We start from the raw sequence: 23,125 nt of genomic DNA on the forward strand, positions 1-23,125 counted from the left end.
CCCCTATACTGGCGGGCATCGCCCTAGCATCAAGGACAGTACATGCGCGTGATCGTCATCGGCGGGCTGGGCAACTTCGGCGCCCGCATCTGCCGCCGCCTGGCCATGGAGCCGGGCCTGGAACTGGTGGCCACCGGCCGCAAGCCGGTCAGCGGCAGCACCTTCTTCGGGCCGCTCAGCGCCATTACCACCGCACCCCTGGACATCGACAGCCCGCGGTTGCAAAGCCAACTGGCCGACCTGCGGCCGCAACTGGTGATCCACTGCGCCGGCCCCTACCAGGGCCAGGACTACCGCGTGGCGCTGGCCGCCTGCGCGGTCGGCGCGCATTACCTGGACCTGTCCGACGGCCGCGATTTCGTCGCCGACTTCCGCGCCAACGTGCACACCGCTGCCAGCGCCGCCGGGGTGCTGGCCGTCAGCGGCGCCAGCACCCTGCCCGGCCTGTCCACCGCAGTGGTGGACCAGCTGAGCGCCGGCTGGGCTCGCCTGGACAGCGTGCAGGTGGCCATCGCCCCCGGCCAGCAGGCGCCACGCGGCGAAGCGACGATCAAGGCGGTGTTCGGCTACGCCGGCCAGGGCTTCAAGCGCTGGCACAACGGCCGCTGGGCCACCGTCCACGGCTGGCAGAACCTGCGCCGCTTCAGCTTCGAAGGCATCGGCCAGCGCTGGGGCGCAGCCTGCGACGTGCCCGACCTGGAACTGTTCCCGGCGCGCTACCCCGGCGTGCGCGAGGTGAGCTTCCATGCTGCCCTGGAGCTGCGCATCCAGCACCTGGGCTTGTGGCTGGTGGCGGCGTTGCGGCGGGTGGGCCTACCGCTGCCGATTGCCCAGCACGCCGCGCGCTTGAACCGCTGGGCCAATGTGCTGCTGGACCGCTTTGGCAGTGACCTGGGCGGCATGCGCGTGCGGCTCAAGGGCGTGGGCGCCGACGGCCGTGGCGTGGAGTGCACCTGGCAGCTGACTGCGCCGGGGGGCAACGGCCCGGAGATTCCGTGCATGGCCACGGTGTTGCTGGCGTGCAAATTGGCCCGCGGCCAATTGCATCAGACCGGCGCCATGGCGTGCATGGGGTTGCTGACGCTGGATGAGTTCGCACCGGAGTTTGCGCGGTGGGGGTTTGCGCAGAGGGTGGAGCACACGGTGACGTGATGCAACGAGGTGAAGCTGGTTTGTGAGTTGCTGTTGATCTTGCTTTTGATCTTGCTTTTGATCTTGCTTGTGATCTTGCTTTTGATCTTGATTGTATGCCCCGTAAAGCGCCCGGGCCGACTGGAGGCGTTGATCAAGCGGTCCCTGGCGTAGCCGGGGAAGACGGAACCGGAGGCGCTTCTATTCCGGGCCGTCGTCCGCTTGAGCGACGCCGGAGGGAGGGGACCCGTAGCGCAGCGGAGGGCCCAAGCAGGGGCAAGCCCTTTTTGGTGACTTTTTGGGGCGACTGCCAAAAAGTTACTCGCCGTAAGGGCGAAACGGTCGGTGGTATCCCCGCGAAAATGGATATGTTCGAAATCGCCGAAGCGGGATACCAAATCTGTGACCATATCCATTACCTAGGGCGATGCAGAATCACCTTTCCGGCCTTACGCCGGCTCACTTTTTGTCAAACGCCACAAAAAGTAAGCAAAAAAGGCTTGCCCCTGCTTGGTCCCTACGCTTCGCTGCGGGTCCCCTCCCTCCGGCGTCGCCCAAGCGGCCGACGGCCCGGAATAGAAGCGCCTCCGGTTCCGTCTTCCCCGGCTACGCCGTGGACCGCTCGGCCGACGCCTCCAGTCGGCCCTGGCGCTTTACGGGGCACACAATCAAGATCAAAGGCCTCACGGGATCAAGATCACAAGCGGTTCGCGGGGGACGCAGGTTACGCGCGCACAAGCGCGCAGTGTCACCGCGTACCCAACATTCGCAACCACCTCCCCGGCGCCACCCCATACGCCTGCTTGAACAACCGGCTCATATGCGCCTGGTCATGAAACCCCGCCACCACCGCCGCCTCCACCAGCGAACACCCCGCCAGCATCGCCCGCCGCACACCCTCCAGCCGCCGCTGCACGCTGTAACGGTAAGGGCTGGTGCCAAACAACGCACGAAAATCCCGCGACAGCCCCCAGCGATCACGCCCGCTGGCCCGCTCAAGGTCAGCCAGGCAGATGGCCTCGCCCAAGGTGGCATGGATGAACTGCCGCGCACGCTCCGCCGCGACGTAATCCAGAGCGCCACGCGGGCGCTTCTGCCCGGCGGCGGCCGCCAGGGCCTGGGCCACGTCGAACAGGGCGTCGTCCTCGGCCAGCGGGTCGATGGCGCTGTGCATGTCGCCCAGCAGCACCTGGGTGGCCGCGAACAGCCGTGGGTCATTGCTCAGGCCGCCCTCGATGAAGGGCAGCGGCTGGCCCCCCAGCACCTGCTGGATCAACGCCGGCTCCAGGTAGATCATGCGGTACTGGAACCCCGCCTCGGTGCCGGCCTGGCCGTCGTGCACCTCGTCCGGGTGCAACACCAGGGTGCCGCCCGGCAGACTGTGGCGCAGCGCGCGGCGGTAGTTGAAGCTCTGCACCCCGGCCAGGGTGCGGCCGATGGCGTAGGTGTCGTGGCGGTGCGGGGTGAAGCCGTGGCCGGCGAAGCGCGCTTCCAGGCGCTCGAAACGCGTGGGGTGCGCGGCAGGCAGTACCCAGTCGGTGGTGGTCATGCTTCAGCTTCCTGCGGGTGATTCGCAACACTGCACGATCATACAAGACCCGGCCTGATGCCGCCCGCTAAGGTTCGCCCATCCACCACCAGAGCGAATCCAAGCATGCCAGCATCCATCAATTTCCAGCAGAAATTCAGCCTGTTCAGCGAGCAGTGGCAGCCCAAGGTGATTGCCGAGATGAACGACTACCAGTTCAAGATCGCCCGCCTGCACGGCGAATTCGTGTGGCACAGCCACGCCGACACCGATGAGACGTTCATCGTGGTCGAGGGCTGCCTGCGTATCGAACTGCGCGACGGCGCGGTCACCGTCAATGCCGGGGAGATGTACGTGGTGCCCAAGGGCGTCGAGCACAAACCCTGCGCTGCGCAGGAAGTAAAGCTGCTGCTGATCGAGCCGCGCGGCGTGCTCAACACCGGCGACCAGGGCGGCGACCGCACGGCCAGCAACGACGTGTGGGTGTAACCCGTAGCAGCTGCCGCAGGCTGCGTCCGCCGGCACCGCGTTCTCCCAAGGCGACCGCGGTGGGGTGGGACGCGGCCTGCGGCCGCTGCTACGCGAAATCGTAATATTGAGATATATGAATATCTAGTTTACCCTATTGCCACTTTATCGCTGAACCACAGGCTCCCACTTGAAAGACTCCGCGCTGTTCCGCCCCGCCACCCTCGGCCCGTTCACCCTGAAAAACAGCATCGTGCTGCCTCCCCTGACGCGCTCGCGCAGCAGCCAGCCGGGCAACGTCGCCAACGCGCTGATGGCCACCTATTACCGCCAGCGCAGCAGCGCCGGGTTCATGGTCACCGAGGGCACACAGATCGAGCCCCGTGGCCAGGGCTATGCCTGGACGCCCGGCATTCACAGCGCCGAGCAGGTGGCCGGCTGGCGCCTGGTGACCGAGGCCGTCCACGCTGAAGGCGGGGTGATCTTTGCCCAGCTGTGGCACGTGGGCCGGGTGTCGCATACCTCGCTGCAACCCAATGGCGACGCGCCGGTAGCGCCGTCGGCCATTGCCGCGACAGGCGTCAGCGTGTTCGTGGAAACCGGCCCGGGCACCGGCGCCCTGTGCCCACCCTCGACGCCGCGGGCGCTGAGCCGCGAGGAAATTGCCGAGCTGGTGCAGCTGTACGCCAGCGCCGCGCGCAATGCCCTGGACGCCGGCTTCGACGGCGTGGAGATTCACTGCGCCAACGGCTACCTGATCAACCAGTTCATCTCCGCCCACAGCAACCAGCGCGACGACGAATACGGCGGCAGCCTGGCCAACCGCCTGCGTTTCCTGCGCGAAGTCACCCAGGCCGTCGCTGCGGTGGTGGGCAAGGAGCGCCTGGGCGTGCGCTTCTCGCCGCTGTTCGAAAGCACCGACGAGGCGCGGGTGTACCTGGGGCTGGTGGAAGAAGACCCGCGTGCCACCTACCTGCAGGCCATCCAGGTGCTGGAAGACGTCGGCATCGCCTACCTGTCGCTTGCCGAGGCGGACTGGGACAACGCCCCGGAGCTGCCGGCGGACTTCCGCCAGGTGGTGCGCGACACCTTCAGCGGCGCCATCATCTACGCTGGCAAGTACACCGCCGAGCGCGGCAACCGCGTGCTGGACGCAGGCCTTGCCGACCTGATCGCCTTCGGCCGGCCCTTCATCGCCAACCCCGACCTGCCGCGCCGCCTGGCCTACGGCCTGGCGCTGAACCCGCTGGATGCGGCGAGCATGTACGGTGGCACTGAACGCGGCTATATAGACTATCCGGTCCATAGCGAGTAAACCCCTGACGCGCCAGGCACAAGTGTCGTAAAATCACGGGATTACCCGACTGTGTGATTTATGAGCATCGATATCAACGAAGCCCTCAAGGCGCTCGACAACCCGACCCGCCTGGCGATTCTTGGCTGGCTGAAAGAGCCGAGCAAGCATTTCCCCGAGCAACAGGTGAACCCCGACGAGGTGGGCGTGTGCGTGAGCATTATCCAGGCGCGCGCCAACCTTTCGCAGTCCACCGTGTCGCTGTACCTGGCGGCGCTGCAGCGCGCGCAGCTGGTCACCTCGCAACGCATCGGGCCGTGGACCTACTACAAGCGCCACGAACAGAACATCGAGGCGTTCCAGCAGGCGCTGCGGGCGTTGATCTGAAACTGTGGGAGCTGGCTTGCCAGCGAGCTGTTGAGGCCCTGAAAGCTCGCCGGCAAGCCGGCTCCCACAAAATCACCGCACCCGATACACCTTCACCAGCACCGCGTCCTTCGCCGGTTTGAGGCTGGTCAGGCTGCCCACGTACACCGCCTGGTTCAGCCACCCATACGGCCCATCCGGCGCCTGGATATTCACCGTCGAATACGCATAGCGCCCGGCGCCACTGCCATGCACCAGCACCTGGTTGCGCACGGTCAGCACCGCGCCGTCGTCGGTCTGCATCTCATACAGCGCGTCCAGCTGCTTGACGCCATCGGCGCGCAGCAGCTGGCGGTCGGCGCCGCCGGCCAGGATCCTGCCCTTGAGCCCCGCGCCGTGGAACTCCCCGCCGGTGATCGGCACCCGAAAGCGTTCGCCCAAAGGCCCCTTGCCCAGGGTTTCGCCCGGGGCGATGTCGATGACGGCCTCGTACACCGGTTCCAGCACCGGCGCGGTGTCGGCGGCGTGGGCCAGGGTAACGGGCAGCAGCAGGCTTAAGGCGAGTAACAGCGAGTGACGGCGCATGAGTGCATCCTTTCGAGTTGTTGTAGGGAAGCGGCTTGACCAGCAAAGTAGTTAATAGTATTAACCATATTGCTCATTCCGCCACAACAACAAAAAGGATTTGCTCGTGAAACGACCTTTTGCCCCGACCCTACTGAGCCTGTGCGTGGTGGCTGGTGCTGCCCTGGCCGACGACGATGCCCAGCGCTGCGCGGCGCTCACCAGCAGCAGCGCCGACGTCACCCTGAGCCTGCACCAGTGGGTGGCCGCCGGCCAGCTACCCCAGGCCAACCCCGGCCGCGCGGCGCTGACCGGCGCCGCCCTGAGCAAGGCCGCCATGCCGGCCCACTGCCTGGTGCAAGGCGTGATCGGCGCGCGCACCGGTGCCGACGGCCAGGCCTACGGCAGCCACTTCGAACTGCGCCTGCCCAGCCCGTGGAACGGCCGCTTCCTGTTCCAGGGCGGCGGCGGCATGGACGGCGTGGTCGGCCAGGCTTTGGGCGCCATTCCGTTCCGCGGCGCCAGCGCCCTGCCCGCCCTGGACCGCGGCTACGCGGTGGTCAGCACCGACTCCGGGCACACCGGCAAGGACAACAGCGACTCGCGCTTCGGCGTCGACCAGCAGGCGCGCCTGGACTATGCCTACGCGGCCATCGGCAGCGTCACTGCCCAGGCCAAGGCGCTGATCCTCGCCTACTACGGCAAGGCCCCGGCGCACAGCGTGTTCATGGGCTGCTCCAACGGTGGCCGCGCGGCGCTGGTGGCCGCCCAGCGCTTCCCCACCCAGTTCGACGGCATCATCGCCGGCAACCCCGGCCTGCGCCTGAGCCGCGCCGCCGTGGCCCAGGCCTGGGACACCCAGGCCTTCAGCCGCGCGGCGCCGCGCACCGCCGACGGCCAGCCGATCCTGGCCCAGGCCCTGACCCAGGTCGACCAGGACCTGCTGGCCAAGGCCGTGCTGGACCGCTGCGACGCCCTGGACGGGCTCAAGGACGGCAGCATCGACGCCATGAGCCACTGCCAGTTCGACCCCGCCGTGCTCACCTGCAAGGCCGGCCAGGCCAGCGGCTGCCTCAGCCAGGCCAAGATCGAGGCCCTGCACGCGGTGTTCAACGGCGCCCACGACAGCCATGGCCAGGCGCTGTACAGCGACTGGCCATGGGACGCCGGCATCGCCTCCGACGGCTGGCGCGTGTGGAAACTGGGGCAGTCCACCACCGGCAAGGCCGACGCCCGCAACGCCACCCTCACCCCCGGCTCGCTGGGGCTGTACTTCATGACCCCGGCGCAGGCCAACCTCGACCTGGCTCACTTCAATTTCGACCAGGCGGTCGCAACCACCGCGCAGACGGCGGCAATCAACGACGCAGTCGCCACCCAGTACTCCAGCTTCACCCAAGGCGGCGGCAAGCTGCTGGTGGTGCAGGGCAACAGCGACCCGGTGTTCTCCGCCAACGACCTGCGCCGCTACTGGGCGCGCCTGACCAGCGACAACGGCGGCCGCCAGCAGGCCGAGCAATGGGCGCGGCTGTTCGTGGTGCCCGGCATGACGCACTGCGGCGACGGCCCGGCGCTGGATGACTTCGACCCGCTGACCGCCATGGAAACCTGGCAGGACAAGCAGCAGCCACCGGCGCAACTGCTGGCCCGCGGCAGCGCGTTCCCCGGGCGCACGCGGCCGTTGTGCGCGTACCCGCAGGAGGCGCATTACCAGGGCCAGGGGGATGTGTTTGCTTGCCAGGAGCCTTGATTGAGTGGGACGCGGCCGTTGGCCGCTGCTACAGGGGCGTAGCAGCGGCCAAAGGCCGCGTCAGGGCTCAAAACAACTTGATCGGATACCCCACCGTAAACCGCGTCTCATCCAGGCTGCTCTGGAACGTCGACCGCAGGCTGTACAGGCTCAACGACAGGCTCAGATCCTTCCACTGCCCCGACTGAATCACATAGCGCACGTTGAAGTCGCGTTCCCACTCATGCCCGTCCACCGCGTTGCTGCGCTGCACACCCCAGCCGTGCACGTACTTGGCCCCGGCCACCAGCCCCGGCACGCCGCTGGCGGCGAAGTCGTAGTCGTAGCGCAACTGCCAGGAGCGCTCATGGGCGTAGCCGAAGATGTTGTTGACGTGGTTGGTCATCACCGTGGGGCTGTCCTGCAGGCCCACGAAGTCGTCCTTGCCGAACATTTTCTGCAATCCCAGCAGGAAGGTATGGCCGCTCTGCCGCCAGCTGAGCCCGGCGTAGGCGGCGCGGTTGTCGAGGTCGCCAGCCTTGGCCGCGCCCTGCTCGGTGCTCACGTACAGGCCGGTGTCCAGGCGCAGGATCCCGGTGCCCATGGGCTGGTCGTAGGTGAAGCGGTAGAGGTCCTGGGCGTAGATGTCCTTCAGCTCGGCATGCCAATAGGCTAGCTGCAGGCGGCCGTCCACCAGGCGGAATTCGCCGCCCAGGTAATCGAAGTAATCACCGTCGATGCTGCTGCCGTGCATGTGCAGCTTTTCCTGGTTGGTGGAGTCGCGGTTGCTGAAGCTGTCCAGCCGGCCGCCGTACAGCGTCGCCCATTTCACCGGGTCGGACACCAGGGTGGCGCCCACGTAGGTCTGCGGCAGCAGGCGCGCGTCATTGGTGCGCACCACCGGCAGGCTGGGCATCTGCTCGCCCACCTTGACCAAGGTGTTGAAGCCCTTGAACTTCACCGCCCCGCCCAGCCGCCCGTATTCGCCGGGGGCGCCGCTGGCGGTCTTGGGCAACAGCCCGGAACCGGCGGTGCCGGGGCCGCTGTCCAGGCGTACCCCCCACTTGCCGATCACCTCGACGCCAACCCCGACGACGCCGGGGGTAAACCCCGACGTGCCTTGCAGGATAAAGCCCTGGGCCCACTCCTGGCGCTTGTTCTGGGTGGCGTCGCTGTTCTTGAAATTGCCCTGGTAAAAGGCGTTGCGGGTATTGAGGGTGGCGCTGGCGTCGTCGAAGAATCCTTCGGCCTGCACCCCGCTGGCCTGGGCCAGGCAGCCGGCACTCAAGGTGACGGCCAGGGTGCAGGCGCGACGCGGCCTGCGCGGCATGAAAGGCTGTGCCATGGGCAATCTGACTCCGTTTATTGTTTTTGTCGGAACACGTGCCGATATCCTTCGGCACACCCGGAGTATGACCAACCGGATAATATTATTAACCATTAAGAACATTAACTGTTCGATCATCGCCCGCTATGTGTTCGGCGCCTGCGAACCGGGCTGGTACACTGCCTCATCGTTTTTGCCCAAGGACCGCCATGATCCACATCCGCCCCATGACCGACGCCGATTTCGACGCGTTCTGGCCCACCTTCCAGGCCGTGGTCGCCGCCCAGGAGACCTACGCCTACGACCCCGCGGTAACCGCCGAGCAAGCCCGCCAGCTGTGGCTGGGCCTGCCGCAGCACACCCTGGTGGCCGAGGAAGACGGCGTGCTGCTGGGTAGCTACTACCTGAAGGCCAACGCCGCCGGGCCCGGCAGCCACGTGTGCAACTGTGGCTACATGGTCACCGAGGCCGCCCGCGGCCGTGGCGTGGCGCGGCTGATGTGCGAGCACTCCCAGCGCCTGGCCCGCGACAGCGGCTTCCTGGCCATGCAGTTCAACTCGGTGGTGGCCAGCAACGAAGTGGCCGTGGCGCTGTGGACCAAGCTGGGCTTCGACACCGTGGGGCGCCTGCCCAAGGCCTACCGTCACGCCCGCCTGGGGCTGGTGGATTGCCTGGTGATGTACAAGTGGCTCGAACCACAAAACCCGCAGGCCATGCTGATTGGCCGCAAGAACATCGAATCGGTGGTGTCGCGCCCGCGTCGCAAGCCTTCAGCCCGGTAAAAAACCACAAATTTGATAATCCACGGCATTGATGCCACTCTCGGGTTATCCGGTTTTTTCCATCATCGTCATCCGGTTCAAAGAGGAGGCTTTCTTCTGTCGTGCAGCAGTTCCGGCCCGTGCCAGGCCGGATTCACAACGTTTGAATGAAGCCAGCCGCGGGTTGGCTCCATTGCTCTCAAGGAATGTGCAATGACTCAACAACGACACGTAATCAATGCATCCGTCAGCCCCAAGGGCAGCCTGGAGACCCTGTCGCAACGCGAAGTACAGCAACTGAGCGAAGCCGGTTCCGGCAGCATCTATACCCTGTTCCGCCAGTGCGCCCTGGCCATCCTCAACACCGGCGCGCATATCGACAACGCCAAGACCATCCTGGACGCCTACCAGGACTTCGAAGTGCGCATTCACCAACAGGATCGTGGTGTGCGCCTGGAGTTGCTCAACGCCCCCGCCGACGCCTTCGTCGACGGCGAGATGATCGCCAGCACCCGGGAAATGCTGTTCAGCGCACTGCGCGACATCGTCTACACCGAGAACGAGCTGGACAGCACGCGCATCGACCTGAGCACCTCCCAGGGCATCACCGACTACGTCTTCCACCTGCTGCGCAACGCCCGCACCCTGCGTGCCGGCGTCGAACCGAAGATGGTGGTGTGCTGGGGCGGCCACTCCATCAACAGCGATGAGTACAAGTACACCAAGAAGGTCGGCCACGAGCTGGGCCTGCGCAAGCTGGACGTCTGCACCGGCTGCGGCCCGGGCGTGATGAAGGGCCCGATGAAGGGCGCCACCATCGCCCACGCCAAGCAGCGCATGAGCGGCGGCCGCTACCTGGGCCTCACCGAGCCGGGCATCATCGCCGCCGAGGCGCCGAACCCCATCGTCAACGAGCTGGTGATCCTGCCCGACATCGAGAAGCGCCTCGAAGCCTTCGTGCGCGTGGGCCACGGCATCATCATCTTCCCCGGCGGCGCCGGCACGGCCGAGGAGTTCCTGTACCTGCTGGGCATCCTCATGCACCCGGACAACGCCGGCCTGCCCTTCCCCGTGGTGCTCACCGGGCCGAAAAGCGCGGCGCCGTACCTGGAGCAGTTGCACGCCTTCGTCGGTGCCACCCTGGGCGAAGCCGCCCAGCGCCACTACCAGATCATCATCGACGACCCGGCCGAAGTGGCGCGGCAGATGACCCAGGGCCTCAAGGACGTGAAACTGTTCCGCCGCGAGCGCAACGATGCCTTCCACTTCAACTGGCTGCTGAAGATCGAGGAAGGCTTCCAGCGCCCCTTCGACCCTACCCACGCGAACATGGCCAGCCTGCAGTTGAGCCGCGCGTTGCCGCCCCACGAACTGGCGGCCAACCTGCGCCGGGCGTTCTCCGGCATCGTCGCCGGCAACGTCAAGGACAAGGGCATCCGCCTGATCGAGCAGCACGGCCCGTACGAGATCCACGGTGACCCGGCCATCATGCAGCCGCTGGACAAGCTGCTGAACGCCTTCGTCGAACAGCACCGCATGAAGCTGCCTGGCGGCGCGGCATACGTGCCGTGCTACCGGGTGGTGCAGTAAGCCCCGGACGCGGCCTGCGGCCGCTGCTACAGGCGTAGCAGCGGCCGCAGGCCGCGTCACCCACCACCATCAATTCCATCGATAACCACCATCGCGCGCTTCGTCTTCCGCCTTTCCCCCAGCGGCGTAACATCCCCTGCATACACCACGTATCGGGAGGAACCGCCCCATGCTTATCCATCTGCTCACCTGCCTGGCCTTGACCGCCGTCACCCTGCACCTGTTCGTCCTCCCGGCCGTGGACATGGCGCGCGCCGCCGTTAGTGGCCAATAGCTATCAGCTTGTACATGCACAAACGTTCACTTGAGTTTCACCCGCCTGCGTTCGAAGCTCAGCCCAACGAATATCAACCACGTTGATGATTCCTACTGCCCCGGAGCCTGCCCCATGATCCGACCCGTGACCCTGAACGTCCGCTTCCCCCGTTTTGGCAAGAACTACTACGTGCAAGACGTGGTGTCGCTGAAAGCGCCGCTGCAACTGATCACCAACAACGGTTTCGACTCGGTGCTGATGCCCCAGGCCAGCCAGCACTTCAGCAACGAGGTGGTGGGCCTGAACGACCAGTTCCGTTTCCTCAACAACATCCTTGCCGCTCATCTGCTCGACGCGCCGCAGCCCCGTGGCAACGCCCGGTCTTGAGCCCTTGCCAGCATTTGTAGCATTCCAGATACCTTGATTAGCTTGCTATCTAACTAGTGGGTTCGCAGAATTGCGACTCTTTTCAACGAGTTAACGAAATGCGCATTCTTTCCGCCCTGGTACTTTCCCTGAGCCTCTGCAGCACCGCCGCCATGGCCAACGACGTCGTTGGCGCCGTGGTCGGTGCCGCCGGTGGCGCGGTCGTCGGCAATCAGGTTGGCGGCACCCAGGGCGCGGTCATCGGTGGTGTAGCCGGTGGCGTGCTGGGCGTGGCCGTTTCCAACCTGCTGGAGCATGATCACGGTGGCCACCACCACGATCACGGCGGCCCGGCCCCAGCGCCGATGCACGGCGGCCCAGGCCCAGGCCATGGCCCCGAGCACTTCCACCACGAAGGCGAAGGCGGCCCACGCCCTTGACGAAAAAACCCGGCGAATGCCGGGTTTTTTTATAGCCGAGCTGGTTTTTGCTCTCGTTTTTAACAGTGCGGCACGAAAGTTTAACGGTATGCCCTGTACTCATCTTCCACAGTCCAGGACTCCTCAGTATCAAGAGTAACTCCCTTAACGGACATCTTCCAGAGGATCCCACCGTCGGCTTCGCCCACGCTGGATGTGAACCATTGCAACACCAAGTGTTTAGGAAGTATCCATTCAAAGTTCCAAGTGGGTACGGTATGGAAGGTGTATGTCACCGCCCAGATCATGCCCGTCGGCATGCGCCCACTGACCCCCAACTCCCAGTAAACTCTAGGCTTAGTACTTGAAGGCAGTGTTACCCGTACAGTCGTACTATCGTGGGTATCGAAATAGCTCATGCTTATCCTCCCGCCGATCGCACCGTCGATTCTAATGTTATAACCCTGATGACGGTGATCGTCATCAATGCCATCACCTTCCACAGACTCGATAACCATGTTTTTTTCCTCAAATCAGTCAGCAGACGAAACTTCGCCTGGCAAGTGAATTGAGGCATGGGAGCGGACACCCGGATACTGTCAAATCTGCTAGTTACACTTTGCCATCATGCAAGTGAGAAGACTGCGAGCCGCAGCCTTCGGCAGCGGCTACGGGGCGGTCGCGCAGCTGTTTTTCCAGGGTGGCGATGGGCGGCGCGTAGAGGAAGCCGAACGACACGCTGTTGTGCCGGCCCTTGACCTTGTGGTGCAGCAGGTGGGCCTGGTACAGGCGCTGCAGGTACGGATGCCGCGGGCTGGGGCGCACCGGCCAGTGGCGGTGGACGATGCCGTCGTGGAAGAACACGTAGACCAGCCCATACCCCGCCACCCCGGCGCCAACGCACTGCACCGTGGCGCTGCCCAGCACCAGCAGGCTCACCGCCACCAGCGCCAGCACCAGCAGGAACAGGTCGTTGTGCTCCAGCGCGCCCAGCTGTGCCTCGTGATGGGAGCGGTGCAGCCACCAGCCGGGGCCGTGCATGATGTACTTGTGCGCCAGGGTGCCGACGGCCTCCATGGCGCACAGGGTACTGAGGAAGATGAGGAAGTGGGTGATCATGGGGTGGAAGAATACCTGTGCGCCAGGTAAATGTCCCGTGGGCGGCGCCCAGGACGCAGCCTGCGGCAGCTGCTACGCATGACCTGTAGCAGCGGCCGCAGGCCGCGTCAGACGCGCCACCCCAGCCCCAGCGCCTTGTGCAACGCCGCGAAGTCCTTGAGCAGCTGCGCATCGCCGCTGATGCGGTTCTGCTCGGCGTCGAAGCGCGTGCGCTCGGCGTCCAGCCAGTCCAGGGTGCTGGCAGTGCCGGCCTTGTAGCGCTCGCGGGTGAGGCTGGCGGCACGGCCCGAGGAGGCTTCGATATCGCGCAGCAGCACCACGTTCTGGCGCTGGTGGCCGTAGCGCGCCAGGGCGGTGTCGGCGTCTTTCAGGGCTTGCAGCACCACGCTGCGGTAATGCGCCTGGGCTTCGTCGCGGCCGGCGGTGGCGCTGTCGACGCTGGCGGCCACGCGGCCGAAGTCCAGGGCGTTCCAGGTCAGGCGCGGCAGCAGCAGCCAGGTGCCGTTGTCCTTGCGCAACAGGTGCGAGGGTTCGGCGGCGCTGAAGCCCAGGTCGCCCATCAGCGACAGTTTGGGGAACCAGTCAGCCTTCTTCTCGCCGATCTGCGCGTTGGCCGAGGCCAGCTGGCGCTCGGCCGTGCGGATGTCCGGACGCGCCTTGAGCAGGGCCGCCGGATCCGCCACCGGCACCTGCGCCGGCACCTTGGGCAGGTCCTTGGGCTGGCCCAGCTGGGCGTCGAGCTGGCCCGGCTCCTGGCCACACAGCACCGCCAGTTCATCCAGCGACTCGACGATCTGCGCCTGCAACGGCAAGCGCTGGGCCTGGGTGGTCTGCAGCTGGGTGGTCACCTGCTCCAGCTGCAACTGCGAGGCCACGCCGCGCGCGCGGCGCTGCTGGGTGAGGTCAAGCACCTGGCTTTCCAGGTCGGCGGTGGCGTCCACCAGGGCCAGGCGTGCCTGGCGGTCGCGCAGGTCGACGTAGGCCTGCACCACTTCGGCGGCCAGTTGCACCTGGGCGTCGGCGAGGTCGGCCATGGACGCGTCGGCGCTGGCCGACGCCGCCTCGATGGCGCGGCGGGTGCCGCCGAACAGGTCGACCTCCCAGCTGGCGTCGAAGTCGGCCAGGTAGAACTGCACCGGCCCACGGCCGCCGCCGCTGTCGCCACCGGTCAGCGACGACAGGTCCGGCGAGCGCATGCGCAAGCTGGTGGCGTTGGCGCTGAGCTTGGGCATGGCGTCGGCCTGCTGGCTGTGCAGGCCGGCACGCGATTCACGCAGGCGCGCCTCGGCCGAGGCGATATCGGGGCTGCCCTTCAGCGCGGCGTCCACCAGCGCGTCCAGCTGCGGGTCGCCCAGGCCGCGCCACCAGTCGGCGGCGGCAGGCATCGTCGCGGCACCGGCGTCGGCGTGGGGCAGCTTGCCGGCGGCCAGGGTCTTGTCGGCCACCGTGGGTGCGCCGTGGTAATCGGGGCCCACCGTGCAGCCGGCCAGCAGGGCCAGCGCCAGGGCGCCAATCAGGGTCTTGTCGAACTTGCCGCTGTCGCTCATGGATGGCTCGCCGGTTTTTTCAGAAGAAGCGCCAAGGGCACGCAGACCACCAGGGCGATGCCCAGCAGGTAGAAGCATTCGTTGAAGGTCATCACCGTCGCCTGGGTGGCGATGTTGCTGGCCAGCTGCGCCGAGGCCTTGAGCTGCGCCAGTGCCTGGTCGCCGGTCTGCGCCAGGAACGAGGCGGTCTGGCTGGCCATGTAGTCCTGGCCCTGGGTGCTGTTGGCGGTCAGCGACTCGCGGATGACGTCGTCGTGGTAGGTGTTGCGGCGATCGATCATCACCCCCATCAGCGCCAGGCCGATGGAGCCCCCCAGGTTGCGCGACATGTTGTACAGCCCCGCCGCATCCCCTGCCTCGTGGGTGGCCACCGCCGCCATGGACGCCTGGTTCAACGGCATCATCGCCAGAATCTGCGCGAAGCCGCGCAGCAGCTGTGAGCCGTAGAAGTCATGGCCCACGCTAAGCGCCGTTAGGCCGACGTCCATGGCGCAGCTGATGGCGAACATCACCAGGCCGATGCTCACCAGCCAGCGACTGTCATAACGCTGCAGCAGCGCCGGCAGCACCGGCATCAGCAGGAACGCCGGCAGCCCCGACAGCAGCATGATCGAGCCCGCCTGCTGGGCGTTGTAGCCGGCCACGGTGCCAAGGAACTGCGGCAGCAGGTAGGAGATACTGTAGATCGCCGCGCCCACCGTCGAAACGATGAGAATGACGCTGGCGTAGCGCGGGTTGCGCAGCAGATTCAAGCGCACGATGGGCTTGCTGGCCGTGACCTGCCCCACCGCCACCAGGCAGAAGCCCAGGAACGACAGCAGGCTCAGCCACACGATCATGTGCGACTCGAACCAGTGCTCGCGCTGGCCCTCCTCCAGCACCACGGTCAGGGTGCTCAGGCCCAGCGCCAGGCCGAGGATGCCGATCCAGTCGGCCTTGATGAATTGCTGCAGGTCGGCCTTTTCCGGGCGCAGGCCGCTCCACAGCAGCGCCACCAGCGCCAGGCTGATGGGCAGGTTGAGGAAGAAACACCAGCGCCAGCTGGCGTTTTCGGTCAGCCAGCCGCCCACCACCGGGCCCATCAGCGGCCCCAGCAGCACGGTCAGGCCGAAGATGGCCATGCCCGCCGACATCTGGTGCTTGGGCAGCCGGGTGCGGATGATGGTCTGCGCCGTGGGAATCATCGCGCCGCCGGCAAAGCCCTGGCCGATGCGCCCCAGCACCATGGCCAACAGGCTGGTGGACAGGCCGCAGTACATGGAAAACAGGGTAAAGATGATGGCGTTGCCCATCAGGAAGCGGCGCAGGCCGAACACCCGGGTCAGCCACGCCGCCAGCGGGATCATGACGATTTCGGACATCAGGTAGCCGGTGGAAATCCACGTGCCTTCGGTGCCCGAGGCGCCGATCTGGCCCTGGATCTGCGGCAGCGCCGAGTTGGTGATCGAAATGTCCAGCGTCGCCAGCAGCGCGCCCAGGGAGCCGGCGGCCACGGCCACCCAGTCACTGAGCGAGGCGTTGGCCTCGCGCGGCGCCGCGGCCGGTGCAGCCAGTGCCTCAGCCATGGGTGCGCACGTCCACGTCGACGGTCACCGACAGGCCTGGCACCAGCACCTTGCGCACGTCATCGGGCACGTCCATCTGGATGCGCACCGGCACCCGCTGGACGATCTTGGTGAAGTTGCCGGTGGCGTTCTGCGACGGCAACAGGGCGAACTGCGAACCGGTGCCCGGCGACAGGCTGTCGATATGCCCGGCCAGGTCCTGGCCCGGCAGCGCGTCGACGTGCACGGTGACCTTCTGCCCAGGGCGCATGTCGCCGATCTGGGTTTCCTTGAAGTTGGCGGTCAGGTACAGCGCCTGCACCGGCACCACGGTCAGCAGCCGCGTGCCCGGCTGGGTGAACTGCCCGACCCGCACGCTGCGGTCGGCCACGCGCCCGGCCAGGGTGCTGACCACGGTGGTGTCGTCCAGGTCCAGCTGCGACTGGCGGGCGCTGGCCTGGGCCACCACCAGTTGCGCACGGGCCTGCTGCAGCTGCGCCTTGAGAATACCGGTGCGCGTCTGTGCCGACTCCAGCGCCGCCTGGCGCGCGGCCTGGCTGGTGCTGGCCTGGGCCAGCTTGTTGGTCAGCTCGGCCAGGCGCTCTTCGGTCTCGGCGCCGGACTTGGCCAGCGGCGCGTAGCGGTTGACCTCGGCCCGGGCGTGCTGGGTGTCGGCGCCCGCCCCGGCCAGTTCGGCGCGGGCCTGGGCGATGCTGGCGTCCTGCTGCACCAGGTCGGCCTGGGCCTTGGCCACGTCGGCCTCGCGCGAGGCCACGGTGGCCAGCGCCTCGTCCAGGGCGGCCTGGTATTTGCGCGCGTCGAGGCGCACCAGCGGCTGGCCCACGTCGACGGTCTGGTTGTCGGCCACCAGCACCTCGGTCACGTAGCCGCCCACCTTGGGCGCCACGGTCATGCTGTCGGCCGCCAGGTAGGCGTCATCGGTGCTTTCGATGAAGCGCCCGTGCAGCCACCAGTAGCCGCCCCACACCAGCGCGGCCAGCACAATCAGCAGCCCCAGGCCCAGCAGCACCTTGCGCGGGCCGGCGCGCTGGGGCTCCTTGGGGTCTTCGGCCACGGGGGAAAGTTGCTCTTGCGGACCGAGAGGGCGATCGACGGACATGCCAGGGGCTCCAAAATATTCCAGTCGATACAAAATGTGACGGTAGCGAATTTATGTCAAGTGATATATTTTGCACCTGACTCACTCAAGGCACTTCGACATGGCACGACATCGACCGGCTAAGGAAGGCGGCTACCAACGCGGCGAAGAGACGCGCTCGCGCATCATCGACGCCGCCCTCGGGCTGTTCGCCGAACGCGGCTTCGACGGCGCCTCCACCCGCGACATCGCCACCGCCGCCGGGGTCAACGCCCCGGCGCTGCAGTACTACTTCGACAACAAGGAAGGCGTGTACGTGGCCTGCGTGGACCACATCCTCACGCACATCTGGGAACAGCTGAGCGGCGTGGTGCTGCACGCCGAGGCGCTGCTGGAAGACGCCGACGCCAGCGATGAGGCGTTGATCGACGCCTACCTGGAGGTGCTGGGCGGCTTCGTCAGCTTCATCCACGACACCCCGCAAAGCAGCGACTGGCGCCGTTTCATGGCGCGCGAGCAGGCCGGCCTTGGCCCGCCGGCGGCGTTCGAGATGATGAACCAGGGCTTCAACCAGCGCCTCAGCGCGGTGACCCGCGGCATCCTCGGCCGCCTGACCGGGCGCAGCGCCGACGACGAGGTGACGATCATTCGGGCGATGGCCTTCAACAGCCAGGGCATGGCCTTCCGCGTGCTGCGCCGGCCAGTGCTGCGGGCGCTGAACTGGGACACCATCGACCGGGCGCGCATGGAAACCGTGCGCGACACACTGCTCTCGCAGAACCGCCTGACCCTGGAAGCGCTGGTGCGCGAGCGCGACGCTAGCCGATGACCACCTGGTTGCGGCCCTGGGCCTTGGCCTGGTACAGCGCCTGGTCGGCGACAGTGAAGCTGTCCCGGGGCACGCTGGCCGGGGTGGCGAAGGCGGCGCCGATGCTGACCGTGACGTGGCCGAAACTTGAGCGCCGGTGTTCGATGCCCAGCTGCTGGATGCCCTTGCGCAGGGCCTCCAGCGCCTCCCGCAACGCGTCCGGCTGGGCGCTGCTGGCCAGCAAGCCGAATTCCTCACCGCCCAGGCGCCCGGCGATCATATGGTGCGCGTCAGCCACCGCCTGGATCACCGCCGCCACCTGGCGCAGGCAATCGTCGCCGGCCGGGTGGCCGTAGGTGTCGTTGTACTGCTTGAAGTAATCGATATCCACCATCACCGCGGCCAGGGGCTGGCCCGCCGGGGCTTCCTGCCATTTGCGCTGGATGCTCTCGAGCATGAAGCGGCGGTTGAACAGCTGGGTCAGCGGGTCGATGGCGGTGGCCGTGCGCAGGGTCAGGTCGTTCTCGATCATCGCGCGCAGGTGCCGGAACACCTCGCGGCGCGGCTCGTCCAACTCGCCCGGCTGCGGGTCCATGGCACACAGCGCACCCACCAGCTCACCACCGGGCGCGCGCAGGGGAATGGCGGCGTAGAAGCGCACGAAGGGCGCGCCGCTGACCAGCTGGCACTCGGCGTAGCGGGCGTCCTCGCGGGCGTCTTCCACCACGAACACATCCTGCTGGCGCACCACGTGGTCGGCCAGGGAGCGCCCGCGGGGAATGCTATCCAGCACCACCCCGGCTTCGGCGCGGTAATGCTGGTGCTCGGCGTCCAGCAAAATCACCGCGCTGTAGGCAGTGCCCAGCACCGTCTTCAAAATCGCCACGGCGTGGCGGAAGCATTCGCGCATCACCTGGTCGTCGTGCAGCAGCCATTCGATGATCCCGTGCTCGGGCTCGGGCGGCGCGCTGGCGGCTGTGTGCACACGGCTGGCGGGGCGATCCAGGGAGGAGATGAGACTCACGACATGCCTCTGAACGGATGGGGATGTGATCGTATCGACATGCGTTCGACAAGCTTGAGTCCGGTGGTCGGGTATGGCGATGACGATACCGTCGAATCAACCACCCTGATCGCCTCTCCAAAAGGCAGACACATCGTGAAAATATAACGCGAAACAGCATATGCTGCGAAACGTTATAGTGCTACCGTATTCAATCAGGCACGGACCGATGATCAAGACTTTCAGGGACAAGCAAACCGAAGCGGTCGCCAGCGGATTGGTCGCCAGAAGATTGCCCCGGGACATTCAGCGCGTTGCCTTGCGCAAACTTCGCCAGCTGGAAGCCGCCAAGGCACTGGACGATTTGCGTGTACCACCGGGTAATAAGCTGGAGCCGCTGCATGATGATCGGGCGGGTCAACACAGCATCCGAATCAACGCTCAATGGCGCGTCTGTTTCCGCTGGATCGACGGCGATGCTTACGACGTGCAAATCGTGGACTACCACTGAGGACATAACATGACAATCCGCCCAGACCTGCTGGCCGAAACCTCTGGCGAGCAATTGCCCAACATTCACCCTGGTGAAATCCTGATGGAGGAATTCATCATGCCTCTGGGCCTTACCAAAAATGCAGTAGCTACCGCCATCGGCGTACCCGCCACTCGCATTGGCGAAATCGTTCGCGGCACCCGTGCCATCAGCGCCGACACTGATCTTCGGCTTTCACGGTTCTTTGGCACCTCGGAAGGCTACTGGCTGGCGCTGCAGTGCACCCATGACCTGGAGGCTGCCAAACGTGCGGGGCACTATGAAAACATTCCTCGCTATGCTGCGTAGGAGCGCACCTGATCGAATTCATTGCGACCCTGACGCAGCCTGCGGCAGCTGCTACGCCGACTTGTAGCAGCGGCCGCAGGCCGCGTCACGGCGTCAGCTCTCCCCTTCCACATCCTCAAGGCTGAACGTTTCGGTGTGGTCGTCGTAGGAGAAGATCTCCGCGTACCGCCCCCAGCTGATCACGCTTTCCAGGGTCTGCTCGACGAAGGCTTCGGTCAACGAATCTTCCAGCTCCTGCTCGAAACGCACGCGCGGGGCGTGGTGGCCGCGGCGTTCCTGCAGGATCAGGCGGATGCGCGCCGCCAGCGGCACGTTGCGCACCAGGTGCTCGGCGAACAGGGTCTTGCGCTCCTGGGTGCCGAAGTCGGCGAACAGCTTGCCCGGCTCGGTCAGGGTGATGTCCGCGCCCTTGAGCTCGACGAAGCCCAGGTGCTCGAGCATTTCCGCCACCGGGAACAGGTCGTCCACCTCCAGCAGCAAACGCTCGGCCACCATGGGCATGCCGGCGTGGCCGTGGTACGGCTCGGCCGCCAGGGCTTCCATCAAACCGGCCATGAGGTTGGTGGACACGTCGGGCAGCGGGCTGCCGACTTTCAGCTCGGCCCTGCCCTTGCTGGCGTCGGCGCTGCGGCGGTCGGTCATCAGCGCGTAGATGTCGTCGATCATATTGCGGAAGGTGGGGTCCAGGCGGTTGCGCGGGTGCGCGAACGGCACGCGGATCTGCGCCACCACGCGCCCGGGGTTGGACGACAGCACCAGGATGCGGTCGCACATCAGCACCGCTTCCTCGATGTTGTGGGTGACGATCAGGATCGACTTGATCGGCAGCTGCTTGTCGCTCCACAAGTCCAGCAGGTCGGTGCGCAGGGTCTCTGCGGTGAGCACGTCCAGCGCCGAGAACGGCTCGTCCATCAGCAGCAGCGTGGGGTTCACCACCAGCCCCCGGGCGAAGCCCACGCGCTGGCGCATGCCGCCGGACAGCTCGCGCGGGTAGGCGTTCTCGAAACCGTCCAGGCCGATCAGGTCGATGGCCGCCAGGGCCCGCTGGCGGGCTTCCTTGCGCGGCACCTTGAGCGCATGCAGGCCGGCTTCCACATTCTCAAGCACCGTCAGCCAGGGGAACAGCGCAAAGGTCTGGAACACCATGGCCACGCCCTCGGCCGGGCCGGTCAGCGGCTCGCCGCGGTACAGCACCTCGCCCGCGCTGGGCTCGATGAGGCCGGCGATGATGCGCAGCAGGGTCGACTTGCCCGAGCCGGAACGCCCCAGCAAGCCAACGATTTCACCCTCGCGCAGGGTCAGGTCGACGTCGCTGAGCACCTGCAGGGTCTCCTTGCCCTTGCCGAAGCCGCGGCTGACGTTGCTCAGCGAGAAAATCTGCGCGGTGTTGCCCGGGTGTTGGTTCAAGGTATTCATCCACGGTTCCCCATTCAATTCATGCGCAGCTTGTTTTCAGCCATGGCGTACATCGGGCGCCACACCACCCGGTTGAACAGCACCACGAACAGCGACATCACCACCACCCCCAGGGTGATCTTGGGGAAGTCGCCGTCTGCCGTGGTTTGCGCGATATAAGCGCCCAGCCCGTGGGCCACGACCTTGTCCTGGCCCCAGGCGACGAATTCGGAAACGATGCTGGCGTTCCAGGCACCGCCCGACGCGGTGATCGCGCCGGTCACGTAATAGGGGAAAATCCCCGGCAGCATCACCGTGCGCCACCACTGCCAGCCGCGGATGCGGAAGTTCGCCGCCGCCTCGCGGAAATCGTTGGGGAAGGCACTGGCGCCGGCGATGACGTTGAACAGGATGTACCACTGGGTGCCCAGCACGATCAGCGGGCTCAGCCACACGTCCGGGTTCAACTGGTAGCGCAAAATGACGATGACGAACACCGGGAACAGCAGGTTGGCCGGGAACGCCGCGAGGAACTGCGCCAGCGGCTGGACCTTCTCCGCCCACTTGGGCCGCAGGCCGATCATCACCCCCAGCGGCACCCAGATCAGCGACGCCACGACGATCAGCAACAGCACCCGCAGCAAGGTAATCAGGCCCAGGCCCACCACGTGCAGGCATTCACCCAGGCCCACTTCACTGCCCACGTACTCGACGATGTGCCACAGCGCATACAGGGTCAGCGCACTGATGGCCAGGTTCCACACCCAGTCCACCAGCCGCGACGCCGCCGGGTTGACGCTGGCCCGGCGTTGACGGCGTGGCAGGCTGAAGCGGCGGTTGCCCAGGCGGCCGATGGTGCGGGTGACGGGCCGCAGCATGCGCTGTACCAGGCGCGTGCGCTGGATCAGGTTGAGCACCCAGGACTCCGGCGCGCCGGCCTGGGAGGCGGTGTTTTCCATGCGGAACTTGTCGGCCCAGGCCACCAGCGGGCGGAACAGGAACTGGTCGTACAGCAGGATCACCACCACCATGGCCAAAATCACGTAGCCCACGGCCTTGAGGTCCTGCTGCAGGATGGCGGTGGCCAGGTACGCGCCCACGCCCGGCAGGGTGATGGTCTTGTCGCCCACGGTGATCGCCTCGGACGCCACCACGAAGAACCAGCCGCCGGACATGCTCATCATCATGTTCCACACCAGGCCCGGAATGGCGAACGGCACGTCCAGTTTCCAGAAGCGCTGCCAGGCCGACAGCTGCATGTTGCTGGCCACCTCGGCCAGGTCGTTGGGCACCATGCGCAGCGACTGGTAGAAGCTGAACGTCATGTTCCACGCCTGGCTGGTGAAGATCGCAAAGATCGCCGCGCACTCGGCGCCCAGCACCCGGCCGGGGAACAGCAGCAGGAAGAAGGTCACGGTGAACGAGATATAGCCCAGCACCGGCACCGACTGGAGAATGTCCAGCACCGGCACCAGCAGCTTCTCCGCACGCCGGCTCTTGGCCGCCAGGGTGCCATAAATCAAGGTGAACACCAGCGACGCGGCCATGGCCGCGAGCATGCGCAAGGTGGTGCGCACGGCGTACTCGGGCAGGTCGGCCGGGTCCAGGGAAATCACCTGGGTCTGCAGGGTGGAGATCGGTGCCCAGGTCTGGTGGGCGCCAATGGAGAAGAACAGCAGGAAGCCCACCACCAGTGGCAGGGCCATGAGGTCCCAGCGGTTGGGCAGCAACCGTAGCGTCGACGCCGGAATGTAGTGACGCAGTACCTTGTTCATAGGGCAAGTTCCGGCATTAACCTGCGCGCACGCCGCACGGCCACGCGGACCGTTACAGCACAGCACAAGATCAGGGGTTGGTAAAATAATGTCGGCGCGGCGCCGGGTGGGCGCCGTCGCCGCGGAGTATAGGTAGGTGATTGTTACAATGGCGTAAAATAAGCGTCACGTTTGCCGTTCGTTCAGGTTCGGCCC

Annotated in this window: 23 protein-coding genes; 12 read left to right on the forward strand and 11 right to left on the reverse strand. The window is 66.1% G+C overall.

Going from position 1 to position 23,125, the window contains the following annotated elements; translation table 11 throughout:
* Positions 1-42: 42 nt before the first annotated feature.
* Entirely contained in the window at positions 43-1,152 is a 1,110-nt protein-coding gene (locus RAM80_RS03810; RefSeq protein WP_416424903.1) for a saccharopine dehydrogenase family protein, read from the forward strand.
* A gap of 727 nt (positions 1,153-1,879) precedes the next feature.
* Here the strand turns inward: RAM80_RS03810 and RAM80_RS03815 are convergent.
* Complete coding sequence (locus tag RAM80_RS03815) at positions 1,880-2,680, reverse strand: AraC family transcriptional regulator (protein ID WP_416424904.1); 801 nt, start codon at positions 2,678-2,680, stop codon at positions 1,880-1,882.
* Between the two features lie 105 nt (positions 2,681-2,785).
* Here RAM80_RS03815 and RAM80_RS03820 point away from each other — a divergent pair, with 105 nt between their 5' ends.
* The 3 genes from RAM80_RS03820 (at position 2,786) to RAM80_RS03830 (ending at position 4,808) form a co-directional block, all read left to right on the forward strand.
* Entirely contained in the window at positions 2,786-3,148 is a 363-nt protein-coding gene (locus RAM80_RS03820; protein ID WP_416424905.1) for a cupin domain-containing protein, read from the forward strand.
* A gap of 169 nt (positions 3,149-3,317) precedes the next feature.
* Positions 3,318-4,442 (forward strand): alkene reductase, encoded by a 1,125-nt coding sequence (locus tag RAM80_RS03825; protein WP_416424906.1) that lies wholly within the window; start codon positions 3,318-3,320, stop codon positions 4,440-4,442.
* Between the two features lie 60 nt (positions 4,443-4,502).
* A complete protein-coding gene (locus RAM80_RS03830; RefSeq protein ID WP_416424907.1) occupies positions 4,503-4,808 on the forward strand; it encodes an ArsR/SmtB family transcription factor in 306 nt (101 codons plus the stop codon).
* Between the two features lie 72 nt (positions 4,809-4,880).
* On the opposite strand, the gene RAM80_RS03835 is transcribed toward RAM80_RS03830, so the two are convergent.
* On the reverse strand, positions 4,881-5,372 hold the full coding sequence (locus tag RAM80_RS03835; protein ID WP_416424908.1) for a DUF3237 domain-containing protein: 492 nt from the start codon (positions 5,370-5,372) through the stop codon (positions 4,881-4,883).
* Between the two features lie 106 nt (positions 5,373-5,478).
* Here RAM80_RS03835 and RAM80_RS03840 point away from each other — a divergent pair, with 106 nt between their 5' ends.
* Complete coding sequence (locus RAM80_RS03840; RefSeq protein WP_416424909.1) at positions 5,479-7,101, forward strand: tannase/feruloyl esterase family alpha/beta hydrolase; 1,623 nt, start codon at positions 5,479-5,481, stop codon at positions 7,099-7,101.
* A gap of 67 nt (positions 7,102-7,168) precedes the next feature.
* On the opposite strand, the gene RAM80_RS03845 is transcribed toward RAM80_RS03840, so the two are convergent.
* Positions 7,169-8,425 (reverse strand): OprD family outer membrane porin, encoded by a 1,257-nt coding sequence (locus RAM80_RS03845; RefSeq protein ID WP_416424910.1) that lies wholly within the window; start codon positions 8,423-8,425, stop codon positions 7,169-7,171.
* A gap of 191 nt (positions 8,426-8,616) precedes the next feature.
* Between RAM80_RS03845 and RAM80_RS03850 the strand changes: the two genes are divergently transcribed.
* The 4 genes from RAM80_RS03850 (at position 8,617) to RAM80_RS03865 (ending at position 11,820) form a co-directional block, all read left to right on the forward strand.
* A complete protein-coding gene (locus RAM80_RS03850) occupies positions 8,617-9,189 on the forward strand; it encodes a GNAT family N-acetyltransferase (protein ID WP_416424911.1) in 573 nt (190 codons plus the stop codon).
* A gap of 192 nt (positions 9,190-9,381) precedes the next feature.
* Positions 9,382-10,758 (forward strand): nucleotide 5'-monophosphate nucleosidase PpnN, encoded by a 1,377-nt coding sequence (gene ppnN, locus RAM80_RS03855; protein ID WP_416424912.1) that lies wholly within the window; start codon positions 9,382-9,384, stop codon positions 10,756-10,758.
* A gap of 388 nt (positions 10,759-11,146) precedes the next feature.
* A complete protein-coding gene (locus tag RAM80_RS03860; protein WP_416424913.1) occupies positions 11,147-11,401 on the forward strand; it encodes a hypothetical protein in 255 nt (84 codons plus the stop codon).
* 98 nt (positions 11,402-11,499) lie between these two features.
* Positions 11,500-11,820: a YMGG-like glycine zipper-containing protein gene (locus RAM80_RS03865; protein WP_416424914.1), complete on the forward strand. Its 321-nt coding sequence runs from the start codon at positions 11,500-11,502 to the stop codon at positions 11,818-11,820.
* An 80-nt stretch (positions 11,821-11,900) separates the two neighbouring features.
* Here RAM80_RS03865 and RAM80_RS03870 read toward each other — a convergent pair whose 3' ends face one another.
* From RAM80_RS03870 to RAM80_RS03890, 5 genes are all read right to left on the reverse strand, one after another.
* Positions 11,901-12,317, reverse strand: a complete 417-nt coding sequence (locus RAM80_RS03870; RefSeq protein WP_416424915.1) for a hypothetical protein — start codon at positions 12,315-12,317, stop codon at positions 11,901-11,903.
* A 94-nt stretch (positions 12,318-12,411) separates the two neighbouring features.
* Complete coding sequence (locus RAM80_RS03875; RefSeq protein ID WP_416424916.1) at positions 12,412-12,918, reverse strand: beta-carotene hydroxylase; 507 nt, start codon at positions 12,916-12,918, stop codon at positions 12,412-12,414.
* 107 nt (positions 12,919-13,025) lie between these two features.
* Positions 13,026-14,465, reverse strand: coding sequence for an efflux transporter outer membrane subunit (locus RAM80_RS03880; protein WP_416424917.1), 1,440 nt, complete (start codon positions 14,463-14,465; stop codon positions 13,026-13,028).
* Positions 14,462-16,030 carry an MDR family MFS transporter gene (locus tag RAM80_RS03885; RefSeq protein WP_416424918.1) on the reverse strand — a complete coding sequence of 523 codons (1,569 nt, stop codon included), beginning with the start codon at positions 16,028-16,030 and terminating at the stop codon, positions 14,462-14,464. The genes RAM80_RS03880 and RAM80_RS03885 overlap by 4 nt, the downstream gene beginning before the upstream one ends.
* Positions 16,023-17,129: an HlyD family secretion protein gene (locus RAM80_RS03890; RefSeq protein WP_416424919.1), complete on the reverse strand. Its 1,107-nt coding sequence runs from the start codon at positions 17,127-17,129 to the stop codon at positions 16,023-16,025. The genes RAM80_RS03885 and RAM80_RS03890 overlap by 8 nt, the downstream gene beginning before the upstream one ends.
* 100 nt (positions 17,130-17,229) lie before the next feature.
* Between RAM80_RS03890 and RAM80_RS03895 the strand changes: the two genes are divergently transcribed.
* Entirely contained in the window at positions 17,230-17,937 is a 708-nt protein-coding gene (locus RAM80_RS03895; protein WP_416424920.1) for a CerR family C-terminal domain-containing protein, read from the forward strand.
* On the opposite strand, the gene RAM80_RS03900 is transcribed toward RAM80_RS03895, so the two are convergent.
* Positions 17,927-18,940 carry a sensor domain-containing diguanylate cyclase gene (locus RAM80_RS03900; protein WP_416424921.1) on the reverse strand — a complete coding sequence of 338 codons (1,014 nt, stop codon included), beginning with the start codon at positions 18,938-18,940 and terminating at the stop codon, positions 17,927-17,929. The genes RAM80_RS03895 and RAM80_RS03900 overlap by 11 nt on opposite strands.
* A gap of 208 nt (positions 18,941-19,148) precedes the next feature.
* On the opposite strand from RAM80_RS03900, the gene RAM80_RS03905 reads away from it, so the two are divergent.
* Together RAM80_RS03905 and RAM80_RS03910 are read left to right on the forward strand one after the other, a co-directional pair.
* A complete protein-coding gene (locus RAM80_RS03905) occupies positions 19,149-19,430 on the forward strand; it encodes a type II toxin-antitoxin system RelE/ParE family toxin (RefSeq protein ID WP_416424922.1) in 282 nt (93 codons plus the stop codon).
* A gap of 9 nt (positions 19,431-19,439) precedes the next feature.
* Entirely contained in the window at positions 19,440-19,760 is a 321-nt protein-coding gene (locus RAM80_RS03910) for a HigA family addiction module antitoxin (protein ID WP_416424923.1), read from the forward strand.
* Positions 19,761-19,853: 93 nt separating this feature from the next.
* Here RAM80_RS03910 and RAM80_RS03915 read toward each other — a convergent pair whose 3' ends face one another.
* Both RAM80_RS03915 and RAM80_RS03920 read right to left on the reverse strand, forming a co-directional pair.
* Complete coding sequence (locus tag RAM80_RS03915) at positions 19,854-21,176, reverse strand: AAA-associated domain-containing protein (protein ID WP_416424924.1); 1,323 nt, start codon at positions 21,174-21,176, stop codon at positions 19,854-19,856.
* A gap of 14 nt (positions 21,177-21,190) precedes the next feature.
* Positions 21,191-22,930: an ABC transporter permease gene (locus RAM80_RS03920; RefSeq protein WP_416424925.1), complete on the reverse strand. Its 1,740-nt coding sequence runs from the start codon at positions 22,928-22,930 to the stop codon at positions 21,191-21,193.
* Positions 22,931-23,125: the final 195 nt, after the last annotated feature.

Source organism: Pseudomonas sp. App30 (assembly GCF_047947025.1).
Taxonomy (GTDB): Bacteria; Pseudomonadota; Gammaproteobacteria; order Pseudomonadales; family Pseudomonadaceae; genus Aquipseudomonas.

What these genes read in the sequence shown, in the direction of transcription:
- RAM80_RS03880 (WP_416424917.1), bottom strand. Translation starts at nt 14,465, where the DNA reads ATGAGCGACAGCGGCAAGTTCGACAAGACCCTGATTGGCGCCCTGGCG.
- RAM80_RS03845 (WP_416424910.1), bottom strand. Translation starts at nt 8,425, where the DNA reads ATGGCACAGCCTTTCATGCCGCGCAGGCCGCGTCGCGCCTGCACCCTG.
- RAM80_RS03905 (WP_416424922.1), top strand. Translation starts at nt 19,149, where the DNA reads ATGATCAAGACTTTCAGGGACAAGCAAACCGAAGCGGTCGCCAGCGGA.
- RAM80_RS03810 (WP_416424903.1), top strand. Translation starts at nt 43, where the DNA reads ATGCGCGTGATCGTCATCGGCGGGCTGGGCAACTTCGGCGCCCGCATC.
- RAM80_RS03920 (WP_416424925.1), bottom strand. Translation starts at nt 22,930, where the DNA reads ATGAACAAGGTACTGCGTCACTACATTCCGGCGTCGACGCTACGGTTG.
- RAM80_RS03890 (WP_416424919.1), bottom strand. Translation starts at nt 17,129, where the DNA reads ATGTCCGTCGATCGCCCTCTCGGTCCGCAAGAGCAACTTTCCCCCGTG.
- RAM80_RS03815 (WP_416424904.1), bottom strand. Translation starts at nt 2,680, where the DNA reads ATGACCACCACCGACTGGGTACTGCCTGCCGCGCACCCCACGCGTTTC.
- ppnN (WP_416424912.1), top strand. Translation starts at nt 9,382, where the DNA reads ATGACTCAACAACGACACGTAATCAATGCATCCGTCAGCCCCAAGGGC.
- RAM80_RS03830 (WP_416424907.1), top strand. Translation starts at nt 4,503, where the DNA reads ATGAGCATCGATATCAACGAAGCCCTCAAGGCGCTCGACAACCCGACC.
- RAM80_RS03875 (WP_416424916.1), bottom strand. Translation starts at nt 12,918, where the DNA reads ATGATCACCCACTTCCTCATCTTCCTCAGTACCCTGTGCGCCATGGAG.
- RAM80_RS03835 (WP_416424908.1), bottom strand. Translation starts at nt 5,372, where the DNA reads ATGCGCCGTCACTCGCTGTTACTCGCCTTAAGCCTGCTGCTGCCCGTT.
- RAM80_RS03895 (WP_416424920.1), top strand. Translation starts at nt 17,230, where the DNA reads ATGGCACGACATCGACCGGCTAAGGAAGGCGGCTACCAACGCGGCGAA.
- RAM80_RS03860 (WP_416424913.1), top strand. Translation starts at nt 11,147, where the DNA reads ATGATCCGACCCGTGACCCTGAACGTCCGCTTCCCCCGTTTTGGCAAG.
- RAM80_RS03820 (WP_416424905.1), top strand. Translation starts at nt 2,786, where the DNA reads ATGCCAGCATCCATCAATTTCCAGCAGAAATTCAGCCTGTTCAGCGAG.
- RAM80_RS03865 (WP_416424914.1), top strand. Translation starts at nt 11,500, where the DNA reads ATGCGCATTCTTTCCGCCCTGGTACTTTCCCTGAGCCTCTGCAGCACC.
- RAM80_RS03870 (WP_416424915.1), bottom strand. Translation starts at nt 12,317, where the DNA reads ATGGTTATCGAGTCTGTGGAAGGTGATGGCATTGATGACGATCACCGT.
- RAM80_RS03910 (WP_416424923.1), top strand. Translation starts at nt 19,440, where the DNA reads ATGACAATCCGCCCAGACCTGCTGGCCGAAACCTCTGGCGAGCAATTG.
- RAM80_RS03885 (WP_416424918.1), bottom strand. Translation starts at nt 16,030, where the DNA reads ATGGCTGAGGCACTGGCTGCACCGGCCGCGGCGCCGCGCGAGGCCAAC.
- RAM80_RS03915 (WP_416424924.1), bottom strand. Translation starts at nt 21,176, where the DNA reads ATGAATACCTTGAACCAACACCCGGGCAACACCGCGCAGATTTTCTCG.
- RAM80_RS03850 (WP_416424911.1), top strand. Translation starts at nt 8,617, where the DNA reads ATGATCCACATCCGCCCCATGACCGACGCCGATTTCGACGCGTTCTGG.